Below are 16,983 nucleotides of genomic sequence, written 5' to 3'. Positions count from 1 at the left end.
TGACTATCAATATTTTTAGCAAACTTTGATAGTTCTGGATGACGATCATGAAAGCCTTGTCCTTTAATTGAAAGGGAGATGAAGGATATAATAATAAAAAGTGATATTCTCATTTGCTGCATTATGAAAGGTAACGTCTGCACTAAGGCGCAGTTTTTATGTCCTTCGTGGCATAAAAATGCGGGTAAAGTGCATGATTGTGTTAGTTTTTATCATTCATTTTCACTTCAGTAAACTTAATATCAAAAGTTTTTGATTTATCTGGGTTCATCCATTTTCCAACTAAATATTTACCATTATCATTGTTATCTAATAACAAGAATGCTTTGGAATGATATTTATCGCTAAATTTTAGTTCAATAATTCCTGTTTGCTCACCATTAAAAGTCTCAATTAATGTAAATACATTATTTTTATTTTCTCCTCTCAAAATTAGTTTTTGAAGTTTTCTATCATAGTAATAATACCCAGATATTAAATTTTGATTTTCAATGTTTAAAGCAATACTAATCGGGTATTTATCATCAACACGCCCAAATAAAAATAAGAAGTTCGGGATTCGTTCTTTTAATTGCTCATTTTCAACAAGCTTATCGATTGGATCCTTAGATGAATAATTACTTTCTATTAGTATATATTTTCCTAATTCATTTAAATACTGTTTTACTGAATCTAAAGCTACTGTTATTTGATGCCCAGGTGAGCAAGCTTGAGCTACATGAGGATAACAATCATTTACCAGAGAGATAGACATTTTGTTACCCATTGATGAATAACTATTAATATCATAATAACTGCAGTATGGTTCAACTTCTGCACATTCTATGGCAGTTTTAAATTCAGCTTTTACTCCACTTAGCCAATACTTATTAAGAAAGTCAAAATAACCTGATAAAGTAAATAATGCATGAAAAGGAATGATGCTCGGGTTTATTAATTTCCCTGTACGTAAATCAAAGAAAAATTCGTCTTCTATGTAATTGGGATAAGCACCAACATATTCACCCCAAATTGAAATATGAAGAATATTTTCCTTTATTTCATAATTAAAATCAACATCATACCATCTAAATTCATCTACCTCTTTTTGATTGTAACTATCAATCATGAATCTATCAAGTATCAGCGAATTGATGCTATTAACAATAAGACTTTTATTATTTTCAGAGTCTTTTACTCTGGGTATTAAAGACATAGATTTGTTATCAATTGTTTCAATCAATTTTACCTTTTCAACTGTTATTGATTGACTTATTCCAGTTATTGTTTTAAACAACAATATTAAAATTATACTATATTTCATTTATTAAGGTAGATGTCTTTTTCATTAATTAACACCAAGAAGGGATAAGCGCGACTCTATTGCTCTTATTTCCTTTATAACTTCGTTTTTCTTTTTGTTAATAATTCCCTATAAAACCCCTAAAATAGCTCCTGACTGATCAAAATCAAACATTTTCTTAATAAATACCCGCTTGTAATCGTATGTAACCGGATAATGTACTTTAGAAATGGTAATTGATGAAAGTAACTCCTTTTGCTTAAGGCAGGATGCCACTGAGGAGGATATCATTGGACTTACTTCTTATTGACCGGGATTTAATCCATTCATTTTATTATACGTCTGAGGTTGCGCTGAAGCTAAACTCCAGACAGCGGGGTTTAAAAGGTTTTATTCTTGTGTAGGATATAGATTTTCGTCAATAAGTTCCTCTATGATATTATTTGCTAATCTATATATGATATATCTATTATCTAATGTACCATGTTCGTCATCATTAATATGAATCTGACCATGGGAATAAGGGGCATTGTCTTTTATCCAATTTAATAGGTCAATTGGACCACTTCTCCAATGGTTTCTTTGTCCAGAGATACAAACTGATATTAGGTCATCAATTGACTCCATAATTGTTATTTCTGTGCTCGGAATACCAAAATGATTTTCATTGATCAATGATTGTAATTTACTTTTCACTAGATGTATTTCATTGAGATAATCAGTGTAAGTAAATGAAGTTGGATTTTCTTCATGCTTTTTCCATGCATTTTGATTTTCTATTTCAACCCATCCATGATACTTCATCGTCATATTTAGAAAATTTAAAGTTTAATCACATCTGTGTGATTCCACATATATAAGTCCAGACTGTTTATCAAACACTTTTAGGGTTGATGTCAAATCAGTTTGAATAATCTCATATTCTCCATTCGAGAGATCTATTGTCAACAAACTATCAGTGTTAAACTCAACGAAGTCAAGTTCTATATCATAAAAATGATTTCTTGTATTTGATTCAAATGAAATTTGAGAGTTGTTAATTGAATCGATCTTATTCGAAAACGAATTTATGGTATTTAAATCATTGTCAGTTATTGGGAGTCTCTTTTTGAAATTCGGTGACTTATTCAATTTAGCAACCATTCTTATGTCCTCACAGACATCTGTAAACCCAAACTTCTGATAGTATTGATAGACTAATTGATTTGAATCTATGTTATAATCAGAAGCTAATTTCAGATTTGGTGTGTTGTCAGTTTTGATGTTTGTTCCACAGCTGATCAAGCATAACACAATTACGAACGAAGTCAGTATTAATTTTTTAATCTTCATTTCTATGTTTTACGTTCAATGTATGAGTTTATGGTAGTTTATCGTGTTGATTTCGCGTCCGACAGGATTGAGAAATCCAGTGAGAATCCGGCGCTTGATCAGACTCTATAGCCGCCAAAACTTATGCATATTGTTCACCAAATTATTGTTTTGTTAAATTCCATTTCTTTAAAATTTCATCTGCTCGATGCTTAGTTATATTTCCCTTTGGGTATTTTTCCATATAATCAATCGCATTAAAGTAAGAAGCTGTACCGCACTCAAAAAAGTCTATTTCTTTTTGAATTATTGTATCAATATTAGCGTAAAAATATTCTCCATGGATATAATGCTGAGAATTATAAGTTATAACCATTTCAATAAGTGTATCAGTTGAAATTGGATTCAAAAAAACATCGATTTCACCACTATATTTATTTTGCCAAAAAAATAATCTAGTATCAAAAAATATAGTTTTTGATTGATGAAATGGTTCTGTTGCTAAAGAATCATATAAAAAAGTGATTTGGTTACCAACTGGGTTATTTTTTAAAATTAATTCCCATTTATATTGCTTGTCATCTGGGAATAAATTATCCCAATTTTCAACTATAGTGTCGTTTGCTTTTGATAAAGGGTATATTCCTTTGCTATTTCTAAATTCTTTATGATCTTCTAAATAATTCAAATGCAAAGTTCTAGCACTATGTTTTGCATATAAAATCATGCTTAAACATAATGTGGAAACTAATGATGTATATATTAGAAGCTTTTTAATCATATTACTGTCAACGTCTACACTATGGCGCAGTTTTTATGTCCCTCGTGGCGTAAAAATGCGGTTATAGTGATTGTTACCTTTTCGGCTTAAATTCCTTTTAATTTTTTAGGATCCCTCGATGTATGAAAAACCCTGGAGATAACTACCTTAGATTTTGTCATTCTGTATATTATCTTATAACTCCAGACCACGAGAAATCGATACTCTGATTTTTTATGTTTTAAGAGCGGTTCAATTGTTCCGATATTTGGATGATTCTCTAAAAGCTCAGTGGAATCTAATATTTTATTCAATACAATCTTGGCATACGATGTGCCTTGTTCATCTTGAATATATTTAACAGCTCTTTCTAATTGTCCTAATGCCTTTTTTGTCCAAATTACCTCAACCATTCTTTTGATTTATCTCGAACTTGCTGTTGAGTAAAAATTTCACCTTTTTTTTCCTGTTCCTCAGATTCATCGATATCAGCCAGCAATGCTAATTGATCATATACATCCTCCAAAGTTGATTCAGGTGTCAGTTGATCCGCAATTTGAATTAAATATTTCTTTAGCGTTTCTTCGTTCATATCTACAATATAATTCAAAGTCTAATAAGTAAAAAATGATTTAGTTTTATATACGGATTTCCTGCTAAAAGGTAACGAGTGAATAAGTGCGACTCTATTGCTCTTATTTCCTTTATAACTTCGTTGTTCTTTTTGTTAATAATTCCCTATAAAACCCCTAAAATAGCTCTTGATTCCGCAAAATCAAATATATTAATAATAAATACCCCTTTGTAAACGTATGTAACCGGATATTTTTTATTTCCGTGTGTAATCGTTTACAACCGTTTACAGTTGGGTTCTTTTTCTAATATTTAACCTGCCAAATGACCTTTACTCAAAAGGTATTATTGTTATTTCAATGCCTGTTCTTATTGAAATCGCTCAATAGTTAGATTTGAACTAAACACTAAATCCCCTCCACAAATTCCATAAACACTTTCTTGTGGCGATCCATATCCATATTATGTGATAGCGCCACTCGTACAATATAATCTTTGTCTCCCTCTTTGGTGGTTCCCTGGGTTGATGTCGCCGGTATCGTCCAGTAACATCCTTTCAACTGCCCATAACTCACACAGTATTTGCTCTCATCTGGAATCTCATTGATCATCAGGTTGATCAATTTCAGGTTTAAGGCTCTTTTGTATTTTTCTCTTTCTTCATCGTTTGCCCCCTTTGTCGGAAGGTCTAATGAAAACACTGAAGGCATAAACCCACGGTCTGCCAATTCCTCAGAAACAAAGTTGATCTTTGCTCCAGGAAGGTTTGCCTCTATGAAGTTTACAAACTCCCTGGTGTTTTTATATGCATCGATTATTCGCTGGTTCATCGATGGAAGTTGCTCTGCTAATATCGCCATCTGAAGATCGGTAGCTTCATTATCACAAAGGATCAGATGCTTCTCGATCTTTGCTAATAAGTCGTTGGCCTTTTCGTTTACCACACAATATCCTGCTGTACACTTTCCGCCACTTGGGAATTTCGAACCACTAACGTATGATATAGCCCTTATTGTAGATAGGATTTCTCCCTCGCCTAAAAACTGAACGTTCGGACAGAAGGTCTGATCGAGAATAAATACTGGGTCAATGGCCTTTTCACCAGTAGGTGTTTTACGTTCCTTGCTCAGTGCTTCCTTTAGCTTGTCAAGATCGGGAACTTCAACTCTCGGGTTTGTTGGGATCTCTGCAATGATATATGGAATGGCATTTTCTGCTGCTACCTTGTCTAATACCATGTTAACGCTATCTACCATATCATTATCGCGATCAACAGGCAGGTCTAATATCTCTACATTGTCGATGCAAGCAGCTACTCTTCGTGACTGATCGTTTGTGCCTCCATAGCAATTTGGTGGAACGATAAATTTTATATCTTTTCCCGGATGTCTTTCTATTGCATCATGTACAAGCCCCATCATTATCGCATATTGAATAGATAACCCTGATGAAGCGACTAATGCTTTAGAGTTGGTGCCGGTGATTTGATTGATTGTCTTTAAAACTTGTTCCTTACTTGCAGAAATATCAACAGTTGACTGTCCAGGAGTCTTTCCGATCAATAATTGAAGAGAAGAATAACAATCTGCCGGAGTCATTGCTATGGTTTCTCTTCTTCTTACGTGTTGAATTTCTGAAATATAACTATCATTCTTTTCTCCTTTAACCAGAAGGATGCTTCCATAATTTGAATGGACACGAATAAAGAAATCTATGTTTTCTGTAAGGGCAATGTTGTTGATTTCATCTTGGTGTGAAATGAACACTGTGCTACCACTAAAAGCAGGTATGTTTTGCTGAGAATCAACTTGTATTAAGTCAAAGTGGTATCCATAAACTTGTTTGATTACTTCCGGATCAAAATTCTCAGGTAATTTACCAGTATAAGCTATCTGGGTATTCTTTTTTTCTAACAGGTTTTTACGTAATACCGCTAGTACAGGAGTGGTGTTAGAAGAAAAGGTGATTACATTTTCTGATTTAAGTCCATGGATTTTTGCTAGTGCCCACTCCAATACCGATGAAAGTGGATGGCCTAGCCTGATGTAGTCGTAAGCTGTTGGAAGTTCTGAAAGTACAGCCGGATTAGCATTATTTGCCTGGAATAACTTTTCGAAATGATCCAGAAACTCAGTTTTTGCTAATGATTCATTGTAAATATCCAGTCGGTGGGTAGTTAGCCTAAGCCAGTCCGATGGCATATTTTTAAGTACACTTTCTATGAAATTTATTACGCTGTTCTCCTTCATAACCTTAACTTTTAACTAGCAAAGCAAAGTAGGCTGAATTAGATTTATTTTGAAAGTGTTATGCAGATTTTGTTGATAAGGAAAGGACTAAAGTAAAAATCCTCAGTCAAATTCTACAAGAATTAAACTGAGGATTTACATTTATTATGATTGTATCAGTTAGAATATTTTTTGATTAGTTTGATCAACAGGTTGTTAAGCAAATCGACTTGATATTCACCGACAGTTGGGTCTATATGATCATTGCCCACGCCGCTGTCGTTTGTAATGAAAACATAAGTTCCATTAGTGGATATAGCCATGAACCGCATTAAAAATTCAGTTTCTTTATCTATCCCACTAGCAGTTATTGGAATTACTTTTATTCCTTTTTCAGCAGCCGATTTAATTGTTTCATGAATGCTATTTAATACTTCAGGTTTATAATGAGGAGGAGCATCTAATAGTAGAAATGCAATTCTTGTTTTAGCTACCTGAGACCATTGCAAGTCATTTATTGCAACATCAAGAGCTGTATGAACAGCCTCAGGATAATCTCCACCTCCAAAGGCATTTTGGCCTTGAATAAAACTGATTGTTGAGTTTATATCCGCAGTAAAATCAGATTTCAGTGTTACATATTGTTCTTCCTGATCTCTATAAAAGACAGTAGAGGTGTAAATGTCAATATTATTGTTTTCAGTTTCGACTGTATTGATTACACTTTTTAAATCATCTTTAAGAAAATCAAGTTCGTCAGACATCGATCCGGTTGCATCAACAATAAATGATAACTCAACTCTGTTTGGGTTGATGATAGCATTGGTGAGGTTAATGGTGTTCACTCCATCTTGATATAACAATAAATCCTGATTTTGAATATCATTATTAACTCTCAGACTAAAATCGTTCAGATCGCTTGGTGATTCATTTTGAAAAGCTCCAATCCATAATTCAGCTTTACCTAAATTGTCAGTTATGGTTGACCATATTGCTGTTCCGTTTCTTAATATTTCAACTTTGGCATTGACAACCGGAGTGCCATTATTTTGCACCAATACAGATATTCGGTTATTCGTATAAAAATTCCAATAAGATGGTTGGCTAGAATACTCACTAGAATTCATTAGAGAGTTCCAGAATTCCCAGTTATCCAGATCATTCCATTCTCCGGCAGTTATTCTTCCTGAATAATCAGGCTTTCCTCCAGGTCCGTAATCATGTGGAGATAATGGTTCGGGTGAATCAAATTTGCAAGAAGAAAATAATACTGTTACCCCTAAAATCAGGAGGTATAACGGGTTAAATGAGGTATGAATTAATTTATTATTCATAGTATTGGGACAATGGTTATTGCATATTGATTTTTAATTCCTGATCAAATAAAAACATATTATTGATCATTTAAAATGAAAATGGATCGAAAATATTAATTAAAAAGTTTAGTCCATAATGATAACAAGTGTATAAACATCTCTTCCGAATGAGTCAAAATTAATAAATGACCTTCATTTGGGAATATCTTTAGTTTAGAATTATTAAGGCTGTTTTTTATCAATTCTACCCATCGATAAGGAATATTTTTATCTTTTTTGCCTTACCAAAATGTAACCGGGATTTGTAATATTGTTAAATCAAATGATTGGTGTTTAACCAGTCCATATGAGAATAGACATAAAAAACCGATCGGAATATCCCGATCGGTTAAATATTTTAAAGAATGTTCGTATTAGTTATACATTGATTCTCTTGCTCCACCAGCTGTGAAAAGAGCTCTCATTCTTGCTTTCTGACCTTCAGAGAACATATACATGCATTCGTCATTAACATAATCCATGTAGTTCATTGTCATGTCATTAGATCTGCAATTTACCGTTGGGTAAGCAGGACAACCGTAGTTTGGTCCGTCAGAAGAAGGAGTGTCAGCAACGAAATCATCTTGCTTACATCTACCATCACCCCAGATATGTCTCAGGTTTAGGTAGTGTCCTACTTCGTGAGTAGTAGTTCTTCCTTTATCAAAAGGAGCAGCCACATAGCCTCTGTCACCAAAGTACTCAGGTCCCACAACAACACCATCAGTAGCAGGGTTGCCACCAGGGAATTGAGCATAACCTAATATACCACCACCGATGTTACACACCCAAATGTTAAGTGCAGACTCAGGAGTTACTACATCAACTCCACCGTTAGAAGCGAATTTCATTTCATCTCTTGTACCCCAAGAAGTTCTTGAAGAAGCTTTTCTGGTTACACCTGCTAAAGTGAAATTAACATCTACATCAGCAACAACGCCAGCAAACTCTGCAGGAGTAAGTGATGCATCGCTGTTAGTCAGGTTGAAGTCAGCATTAAGAATGTCAATTTGAGACTGAATCTGAGCATCACTAATGTTTTCTTGTGAATTGCTATAAATCACGTGTACATAAACCGGGATATTGATAGCGCCTAATCCGTCATCTACCGGATCTTCACCGCCGCCGCCGTTTCCGCCGCCGCCATTTCCACCACCTGGTGTTCCATCAGGCTTTTTAGAAGCGATGAATTGACGTACGTGTTTTTCAACATTGTACATTTTTTTGTACAAACCAGGATTTTCATCCAATTGTCTGTTTAATACCTTCATTGTATGACATGATTTATCAGCTGTGGTTCTGGCAGCTTCATCATCTTGAAAAGTGTAAAGGTAAAAGTCGCTCATGTCAACAACTTCTTGTTGATCTTGAGCATTTCCCATGTTGGTTGATTCGTCATTACAGGCCGTGAAAATAAATCCTGTTACGAAAAGTAGTAATAAAACTTTTTTCATTTGGTTATTGGTTTGATTAAATAGATCGCACAATGTAAATATTTAATTTAAAAACACAACAATATATAATTGTAAATATATGTGTCATTATAAAATAATGTTTGGCAAAATAGGTTTAATGCGATTAAAGCGTGTTTTTGCTTTTTTAAAGGGTTCCCGGATGAAAATAATACTATAAGTTTATAGGCTTATACCGTTTTAAGTTTGTGGTTTTTGTTTGATAAACCTTCTTATATTTTAATTAATTGGAAAGGGTATGAAGGTTCAATTGGTTGATCTTCAGCATGTATAAAAAAACTGTCACGTATTCTTTTAAGAATTACGTGACAGTTTAATCAGGTAAGGTAAAAAAATTGATTATTTCAATTAGATAATCTTTTTAATGTAATCTTCCATTTTCTCTGGTTTTGTGGTCGGAGAAAATCTTTTTACCGGTACACCATTTTTATCTATAACAAACTTGGTGAAGTTCCATTTTATTTTGCTTCCGAAAATTCCTCCGGATAGTTTAGATTTTAAGTATTTGAAAACGGGATGAGCATTTTTGCCATTTACTTCTATCTTTTCAAACATTGGAAAGCTCACTCCATAATTTACCTGACAAAATTCCTGGATTTCTTCTGAAGTTCCTTTTTCCTGGTTGGCAAATTGATTACAAGGAAAGCCTAATATTACCAGACCCTGATCCTTATACTTTTGATACAGGTTTTCTAATCCTTCGTATTGTGGTGTTAATCCGCATTTACTTGCAGTGTTTACCACTATAATGGTTTTATCTTTAAACTGATCTAAGCCTATATTTTTGCCATTGATGGTATTGGCTTCAAAATCATAAAATGATGTCTTTTCCATATTATTTTTTTGATCGATTTATTAAGTAATTTAAAGCACCTGTTGACCATAAGGCCCAAAGAATTAGTACAGGTTGAAAGAAAAGTCTGATTAATCGCTTTTGATCAGTGTCTAATCCGAAAGCACTTATGCCATTCGTATATTGAGAGATGTTTCCCGGAAATATTAGTACATAAAATAAAGCTAGTGCTAATCCTACTTTTACCTGATGCTTCCATAGAAATATCATTGCCAGTCCTAAGCCAATTTCAACAATTCCTGATGATATTACTACAAAATCCATAAACTCAGGGCTATCAGGGAGCCATCGTGGAACCTGAGCCTGAAACTCTTCTCGTTGGAACGTTAAGTGACCGATACCCGCAAGGGTCATTAAAGCCCCAAGAAACACTCTCATGATCTTTTGTGCTAAATTTGTTTTCATATCGCTATAGATTATATCGTGTGCGATACAAATATAGGGAATATTCTGTGATTTTAAAACCACAATAACTCAATTCAATCAATTGGTAACTTTAGTTTTCCTCAGATAGATCAATGACCCGGTAATTAATATATCATTTCGGATTTCAAATTCCCTCATCATTATACCCAATGAGGCTAAATAATTATTTTTGTCACTCTTGTAAACCTTTCCTTTTTGTACTCCCCACTGAAATTTATATTGATCATTGACAATACTAATGTTGATATCCGGCCAACCTAAATTGTTTTGATAAGAGCCCAATAGTTCCTTATTATCATCAGTTACAGTAAGGATACGACTATCTTCGGGGTAATTTTGATTATTCTGCTTTTCAAAATTCTGCTTGAAGATCTTATATTCTGCTTGTAGAATACTATCAGTGTCTTTTCCTGTATATTGGTTATAGACATAATTTGCTAACAGATGGGGTAGAAGTGATGCCCGATTATCAGTAGATATAGCTATAACTCCTATTTTATGATCAGGCATAAACGAAATATGAAAACTAATCCCTGCCAATCCTCCAAAGCGAGTAAGTATTCTTTCATCCTGATAAGTTGCAATATCCCATCCAAGAGAGTAGCCCGTTCTTTTATATGTAAAATATTCTCTGTTTTGGACAGTTGTAGATTGATGCAATTCATTCCAGGCATTCTTTTTCAAAAGCAGTTCATCTTGTCGGATGTTTGCGCTTAACCACTTTGACAGATCGTCAATTGTTGATATAATTCCTCCTGAAGCATGCATAGTAATATCAGATTTGTAAAACCCTTTTTCAATAATTCCTGAATCTGAGGTTGCAGTAACTGATGGGCGGATAGTTTTAAAATCAAATTCTGATACATAAGCACTCGTATTTGACATTTTTAGAGGACTGAAAATCTCTTCCTTCAATATATCTTTCCATGTATTTTGTTGAGTTTTGTCTATTATTATTCCGGCCAGGATGGGGCCGACATTAGAGTACCTGAATACTCTGGATTTATCAAGTAGGAAATCATTATTCAAATCGTTGATTAACTCTTCATTTTTACCGCTATATCCAAGGAATGCTGTCTTCCATGTTAGTTGAGTGCTGAAAGTCCCATGAGTGTGATTGAGCAGATCTTTCAATTTGATAGTTTTCGTATCAACTTGATTATTAAAAGTTAACTCAGGAAGGTAATAAGCTAGTGAACTATCAAGATTGAGTTTGTTATTTTCTTCTAATATTTTCACAAGGGTTCCTGTGAATGATTTGGTATGTGAAGCAATGTAAATCGGTGAATTATTATTAAGTGCAGATGGTCTTCCTGCAATGATGTCGCGATTTACAGCATATGAATAAACTAACCCTTTTTTATTTACTACCGCAAAAAGCACGTCTCCATATAGATCATTTTCAGAGTAAATGCTATCTGCAATATTTTTGAAATTATTGGTGATCTCCGGATTTGATGACTTAATGGAGTCGACCGTTTTTTGTTGACATGATATGAATAATAAATAAAAGCAAATTAAAAGTATAAGTGTTTTTACAGACATGAGTAATGTTTACCTATTGGACAGCGCAAGTCTCAAGTTTGTTACACTTTTAGTTTAATTATTCAGGAGAATGTAAACCCATTTTGTTTCCTTCAGAGTCAATAAAAATTGCAAAATAGCCACTATCATCAGCATGTGGAGTTTTTGGGACAATAATTTCCCCTCCGTTTTTCTCCACCTTATCCAGTATATGTTTGAGGTTAGTGCCACCATTTAGGTAAATTGTAATTCCATCGGATGAAGGGACATATCCTTCTCCCATTATTATTACACCTGTGATTATCTGCTCTTCGTAAGGAAAAACTCCCATTTTCATTTCCGGAAAGTCTATACTTTCAATTTTTATGTTTAGGATGTTTTCATAAAACTCTACTGCCCTGGAGATATTTGTCGCAGGGATTTCAAAAATTGACACATAACTTTTCATATTATAATTGTTTTGTTTATAAAATGAGTTCGCTGCTTGAATTCTTACAAAATCAAAATTGCTATTAACAAGCAAGACTAATACAATGATAAAAGCAGCTCTATTAATTACCTTTTTCATCTATATTATTTTGAATTGATGTATAGTTACTGCTATTCGGAAATATTGAATTGTAAAATTGCGACAACTCAGTCATTCGAGTAAATGAGGGATGACAGTGTCATCTCTTCATCACCTAAATATTCTGTTGGTTTTTTTCCGGTAAAGTCTTTGAAGTCTTTGATAAAATGTGCCTGATCATAATATTCACTATCATAAGCTATTTGGGTTAGCTTTTCACTCTTATTTGCTAACATTAGTTTTAATGCTGCTTGTAGCCTTATGATTCTACCAAGTTGCTTTGGACTAATGCCAACTTGTTTTGAGAATTTTCGTTCGAGACTTCTTCTTTTCGAAGGTTCGTTTTTAAGAATGGAATTTATCGATTTATTACCTTTCGTATTTAATAAGGTATCTATCGTTGACTTGACGATATTATCTATTGTTAATTGGGATGTTAGTTTGTTTAATAAAAAAATCTCTATGGTCTCAATTCTTTCTTTTGTGGATGAAGCTGTAATGATCTGTTGTTCTAATTGGTTAACTGCATCCTTGTCAAATAATGAAGTCAATGGTGTTTCTTTATCTGCTAATTCACTTATCGGACTAGATATAAAGTTAGCGAAACCATAAGGATAAAATCGAACTGCAAAGGTATTAACATACCCGGTAGGTTGTATGTAATAGGGTTTAGTAATCTGCCCAAAAACCATGGTTCGGGGTTGAATGATGTATTCATTTTCTGATGTGAACCTACGTATATCCTCTCCCAAAATAAAACACATTTCAATACATCCATCCGGAATTATTCGTTGTTTTGGTGTATTTGGGTTAGCGGGAACCTCTAATGTCCAATAACATTTTATAATTGCCTCCAGATCAGAATGTGGTTGATAAGTTTGATAGTCCATGGATATTATTGAGGTTTTATTTTGAATTTAAATTGTCTCACACTTAATTCAAACTGGTTGATAGTTAGGGAGTAAAATGATTTTTATATAAAAGTAAGCGATAATTTATTTACTATTATTAAAGAGTTTTTCAAATTCGTCTGTAAATTTTTTAGGATTTACATTTGAAAGTTTTATCGAGTCACAGCCATTAAAAGCAGCAAACTTTTTTATCGAATCGACAAAAGGAATTATCATTGATTCGATATTTATACTTTTACTTTCAATATGCAGGTTTATGATTTCAAAGAGTTTTTCTTTACGGTGAGCTTTGCAGTCAACTCTACCTATAAATTTATCTCCAAATAAAATTGGTAAGCAAAAATATCCATATTGTCTTTTCTGCTTCGGAAGATAACATTCAAGGCTATAATCAAAATCGAATAGTTGACTGATACGATCCCGATGGATAATTGAATTATCGAATGGAGATAAAATGTGAATAGTTGATTTATTGGCTCTAATTGATTTGTCAACAAATTCACTTAATACAAAAACTGTAGGCATACCTTCCAAATCCATCTTTTGTACAATACCTTCATAAAGCATGGCATCCAAAACCTGATTAACATTATCTCTGATTGCCTGCCCTTTTTTGAGATGTGTTATTTGTTTAATGGTTGTGAATCCATAGGCCTTTAGATATGTTTTAACTAAATATTCAGCATATTCATGAGGGTTAGGTTCTGTGAGGTTTAAGTTCTCAGGAAGAACTCTTTCGGTGAGGTCGTACGTCTTTTGAATCCCACTTCGCTCACAGATCATCAGGTCGCCTTGCATAAACAGTCTTTCCAGAGCTAGTTTTGTTGGTTTCCAATTCCACCAGCTACCTGCCTTTTTGCTTTCACTTTCAAAATCTCTTGCTTTCTTTGGTCCATCAATCCTGATTTTATCCAGGACGTATTGCATTACCTTCGGGTCAGCATTATAATAATGAGACTTATTATGTTTTACCCGGAGCATTTTGGGCAATGCATATCGGAAATCATTCATTGGAAGATAAGATGCTGCATGAAACCAATATTCAAAGATTTTCCCTTCTTTTACCAGATCATCAAGGTATGATTGTTTGTAGTCGGGCACACGTGTCCATAGTGTATGATGATGAGCCCGCTCGACGATAGATAAGGAATCAATTTGTAAATAGCCAAGGTGCTCTAGAGCTTTTAGAACAGCCTTTTTGCCTTTGCCAAATGACGAGGCTTTAAGCAGTCCCTGACTCTCTAAGGTAATCCGCTTTAAGTGTTGTATTGTCAATGCTTTCAATGTCGAGAACCTATCAGTTATACCATTGATTTATTGCAATAGGTAGCTTTTTCGAAGTCTCTGATATTTATTGAAATTACAGGTACATCAGGAAACATTAGTTTTAGCTCCTTTACAATTTTTTCTGAAAGATTCCTTTTTTGTTCGACTGTCCTGCCTTCCATAATATTTGCAAAAATATGAATGAAGTCATCCTGTGTATTTCCAGTTAAATAGTATTTGAATGGGTTTATCCTGACTTTTATATCGCCCTTTTTAAATAATTCAGTTGATTCGGCAGTATCATATACTTTCTGGATTATTTCTTGAGGAGATTTTATTTCAATTATATTTTCAGAGCAGTCAATAACAAAATGTGGCATATGTATATGTTAAATGGTTAATTCTCCTTTAAAAACTATCTGAGCTTTACTTTTTATTGTCATTTTAAGCTCGTTAATTAGTTCAACTTCCATGAATCCGGTGCGCTCAGAGCACTGAAAAGAATTCAACTTTTTCTTATCAAGTCTTTCGCTCCAATATTTAGCTAGAAAAGTATGTGTACCCCCGGTCACAGGATCTTCATTAGTTCCACTCCAGGGCCAAAAATATCTGGATTCAAAGTCAATTGATGGTTGTTCTGATTTTGCCGTCACAAGTACACCGTTAATCGAGTTGTGCGACTTTAATAATTTATCAAAATCAGGTGATAAGGCTTGTAAATTTTTTGAGCTACCAATCTCTATCAGCAATATGTTAGTTTCTTTGTTGTATTCACTGTTGATTATTTCATTTATTCCCAATGCATTAAGTAGCTCCTTAGAAACTTTCTGTGGTTTAGTGTCATATATCGGGAATTCCATAATTATGAATTCACCATCCATCCTAATAGGTAATATTAAGTTGTTGAGGTTTATGAACGAAATCGAATCTTCATTGTCAGTTGTATTGAAAATAACTTTGGAAGCAGCTAATGTGGCGTGCCCACATAGAGGAATTTCCATTTTAGGTGAAAAGAAGCGAATCGGGAAATGGTTTTCATCATCAGGCTGGCTTACAAATGCAGTCTCTGATAAACCTAGCTCCTGAGCAATTGAAAGCATGTCATTATTACTCAGGTTTTCATTTAATAAGCATACTCCTGCAGGATTTCCTTTGAAAGGTCTGTCAGTAAATGAATCGACAATAAATGTTTTAATGGTTTTCATTGAGCTGATTGTCTAGGCTTAAAAGAATGGCTCAATTTAGTAAGAACAACTCAGCAGTTAAAAGATTAACTTAAACTTATATTAATGCCATTAAAATCGAATTGCACTAATATAAGTCCAGACAATAAAAAATAACTGTAATGGGATTCTGAACCATAAATAAGCTAATCCATATCCATCAAATGCTCCAGTCTGATAATTAATGTTATTCATTGATGCATAAATATTGGCAGGCAAAATTAAGATTAGAAAAATAATCAGGACCCATCCTGTAATCAATTTTAAACCAGGAATTAGCAGTCCAATGGCAATTAAGATTTCGAATATACCTGTTAGGTATACGATGCTTTCCTTGAACGGGATGAATTCAGGTATCATCATGGTCATCCCTTTTGTAAACACAAAGTGCCCGATAGCAGTAAAAACCAGCATTATTGCCATGGCTATTCTTGCAGCCAGGCTAAAGGAAAATTCTTTTGTGAAAACCTTTGTAAGGAATGCTGAAATCACAAAGGTTATTATGAGTAAAATGAATGGTTTCATGGTCTTGTAATATGTTGAAATACAAAGTTCATGAAAGTAAAGGTGAGAAAAAATGAACCCAGGTTAAGTAATTCGTTTCCTGATTCTGCTTAATGCCTGAGGAGTGATTCCGATATATGAGGCTATGTATTTTAAAGGAATTTGCTCCAGAACATTAGGGCGTTCAGTAAACAAGTCCAGATATCGTTCTTCGGCGGTTTTATTTAATAAGGATAATTCTCTTTTAGATTTAATCAGAAACATGTTTTCTGCCATTTTCCTTCCGATGATATTTCCGGTCTTAGTATTGTTATAGACCTGCTCCAGATCTGTTTTCGAAATTTTCCAAACTTCGACATTCGTTAATGTTTCTATTTGGTATTTAGAAGGTTGTTGAGTTAAGAATGAATCATAACCGGTAACAAATTCATTTGTGAATACAAAGCCAAAGGTTACATCGTTTTCTGATCCAGGAATAAGAAGTCGCACTATACCCTTGGAAATAAAATATAAGTGATTTTCTACTTCTCCGGCCTTTAATAATGTGGTGCCTTTTTTGAGCTTTTCTTTTTGAAGTTTTGATGAGAAGAAGATCCAGTCAGAATCGCTCATGGGGCAGATGCCATATATAAACCTTTTCAGTTGGTCCATTAAGGTGTTTTCAACAAATGATAATTGATATATAAAGCTAAATTAATGTAGATATCTAAATTTTAATTCTCGATTT

At 33.8% G+C, this 16,983-nt stretch carries 19 protein-coding genes; all 19 read right to left on the bottom strand.

The window, feature by feature from the left end:
- Nucleotides 1-202 precede the first annotated feature (202 nt).
- Nucleotides 203-1,303, bottom strand: coding sequence for a hypothetical protein (locus tag HH304_RS20800; protein ID WP_169685224.1), 1,101 nt, complete (start codon nt 1,301-1,303; stop codon nt 203-205).
- Nucleotides 1,304-1,672: 369 nt separating this feature from the next.
- On the bottom strand, nt 1,673-2,092 hold the full coding sequence (locus HH304_RS20795; protein ID WP_169685223.1) for an Imm7 family immunity protein: 420 nt from the start codon (nt 2,090-2,092) through the stop codon (nt 1,673-1,675).
- Between the two features lie 18 nt (nt 2,093-2,110).
- Nucleotides 2,111-2,614 carry a hypothetical protein gene (locus tag HH304_RS20790; protein ID WP_169685222.1) on the bottom strand — a complete coding sequence of 168 codons (504 nt, stop codon included), beginning with the start codon at nt 2,612-2,614 and terminating at the stop codon, nt 2,111-2,113.
- A 142-nt stretch (nt 2,615-2,756) separates the two neighbouring features.
- Nucleotides 2,757-3,320, bottom strand: a complete 564-nt coding sequence (locus tag HH304_RS20785) for a hypothetical protein (RefSeq protein WP_169685221.1) — start codon at nt 3,318-3,320, stop codon at nt 2,757-2,759.
- Between the two features lie 140 nt (nt 3,321-3,460).
- Complete coding sequence (locus tag HH304_RS20780) at nt 3,461-3,766, bottom strand: type II toxin-antitoxin system RelE/ParE family toxin (RefSeq protein ID WP_137091223.1); 306 nt, start codon at nt 3,764-3,766, stop codon at nt 3,461-3,463.
- Nucleotides 3,754-3,945 (bottom strand): hypothetical protein, encoded by a 192-nt coding sequence (locus HH304_RS20775; protein ID WP_137091222.1) that lies wholly within the window; start codon nt 3,943-3,945, stop codon nt 3,754-3,756. Before HH304_RS20775 ends, HH304_RS20780 begins: the two co-directional genes overlap by 13 nt.
- 388 nt (nt 3,946-4,333) lie before the next feature.
- Complete coding sequence (locus HH304_RS20770) at nt 4,334-6,175, bottom strand: PLP-dependent aminotransferase family protein (protein ID WP_169685220.1); 1,842 nt, start codon at nt 6,173-6,175, stop codon at nt 4,334-4,336.
- 155 nt (nt 6,176-6,330) lie between these two features.
- Nucleotides 6,331-7,488: a vWA domain-containing protein gene (locus HH304_RS20765; protein WP_169685219.1), complete on the bottom strand. Its 1,158-nt coding sequence runs from the start codon at nt 7,486-7,488 to the stop codon at nt 6,331-6,333.
- A gap of 395 nt (nt 7,489-7,883) precedes the next feature.
- On the bottom strand, nt 7,884-8,963 hold the full coding sequence (locus HH304_RS20760; RefSeq protein ID WP_169685218.1) for a zinc metalloprotease: 1,080 nt from the start codon (nt 8,961-8,963) through the stop codon (nt 7,884-7,886).
- A gap of 366 nt (nt 8,964-9,329) precedes the next feature.
- Nucleotides 9,330-9,815, bottom strand: a complete 486-nt coding sequence (locus HH304_RS20755) for a glutathione peroxidase (RefSeq protein WP_169685217.1) — start codon at nt 9,813-9,815, stop codon at nt 9,330-9,332.
- Nucleotide 9,816: 1 nt separating this feature from the next.
- Nucleotides 9,817-10,239 (bottom strand): DoxX family protein, encoded by a 423-nt coding sequence (locus HH304_RS20750; protein WP_169685216.1) that lies wholly within the window; start codon nt 10,237-10,239, stop codon nt 9,817-9,819.
- Nucleotides 10,240-10,317: 78 nt separating this feature from the next.
- A complete protein-coding gene (locus HH304_RS20745) occupies nt 10,318-11,805 on the bottom strand; it encodes a serine hydrolase domain-containing protein (protein ID WP_169685215.1) in 1,488 nt (495 codons plus the stop codon).
- A 58-nt stretch (nt 11,806-11,863) separates the two neighbouring features.
- Nucleotides 11,864-12,352, bottom strand: a complete 489-nt coding sequence (locus HH304_RS20740) for a VOC family protein (protein WP_271711724.1) — start codon at nt 12,350-12,352, stop codon at nt 11,864-11,866.
- A gap of 68 nt (nt 12,353-12,420) precedes the next feature.
- Complete coding sequence (locus HH304_RS20735; protein ID WP_169685214.1) at nt 12,421-13,242, bottom strand: helix-turn-helix domain-containing protein; 822 nt, start codon at nt 13,240-13,242, stop codon at nt 12,421-12,423.
- A 105-nt stretch (nt 13,243-13,347) separates the two neighbouring features.
- A complete protein-coding gene (locus HH304_RS20730; protein WP_271711723.1) occupies nt 13,348-14,538 on the bottom strand; it encodes a winged helix-turn-helix domain-containing protein in 1,191 nt (396 codons plus the stop codon).
- 26 nt (nt 14,539-14,564) lie between these two features.
- Nucleotides 14,565-14,909, bottom strand: a complete 345-nt coding sequence (locus tag HH304_RS20725; protein WP_169685212.1) for a 5-carboxymethyl-2-hydroxymuconate Delta-isomerase — start codon at nt 14,907-14,909, stop codon at nt 14,565-14,567.
- A gap of 9 nt (nt 14,910-14,918) precedes the next feature.
- Nucleotides 14,919-15,734: a PhzF family phenazine biosynthesis protein gene (locus tag HH304_RS20720; protein ID WP_169685211.1), complete on the bottom strand. Its 816-nt coding sequence runs from the start codon at nt 15,732-15,734 to the stop codon at nt 14,919-14,921.
- Nucleotides 15,735-15,824: 90 nt separating this feature from the next.
- Nucleotides 15,825-16,277 carry a DoxX family protein gene (locus HH304_RS20715; protein ID WP_169685210.1) on the bottom strand — a complete coding sequence of 151 codons (453 nt, stop codon included), beginning with the start codon at nt 16,275-16,277 and terminating at the stop codon, nt 15,825-15,827.
- A 63-nt stretch (nt 16,278-16,340) separates the two neighbouring features.
- On the bottom strand, nt 16,341-16,907 hold the full coding sequence (locus HH304_RS20710; protein WP_169685209.1) for a Crp/Fnr family transcriptional regulator: 567 nt from the start codon (nt 16,905-16,907) through the stop codon (nt 16,341-16,343).
- Nucleotides 16,908-16,983: the final 76 nt, after the last annotated feature.

Origin of the sequence: Marinigracilibium pacificum, from assembly GCF_012926615.1 — a bacterium.
Taxonomy (GTDB): Bacteria; Bacteroidota; Bacteroidia; order Cytophagales; family Cyclobacteriaceae; genus Mangrovivirga; species Mangrovivirga pacifica.
The sequence above is the reverse complement of the archived record's forward strand: the minus strand, read 5'-3'. Positions and strand labels throughout refer to the sequence as shown.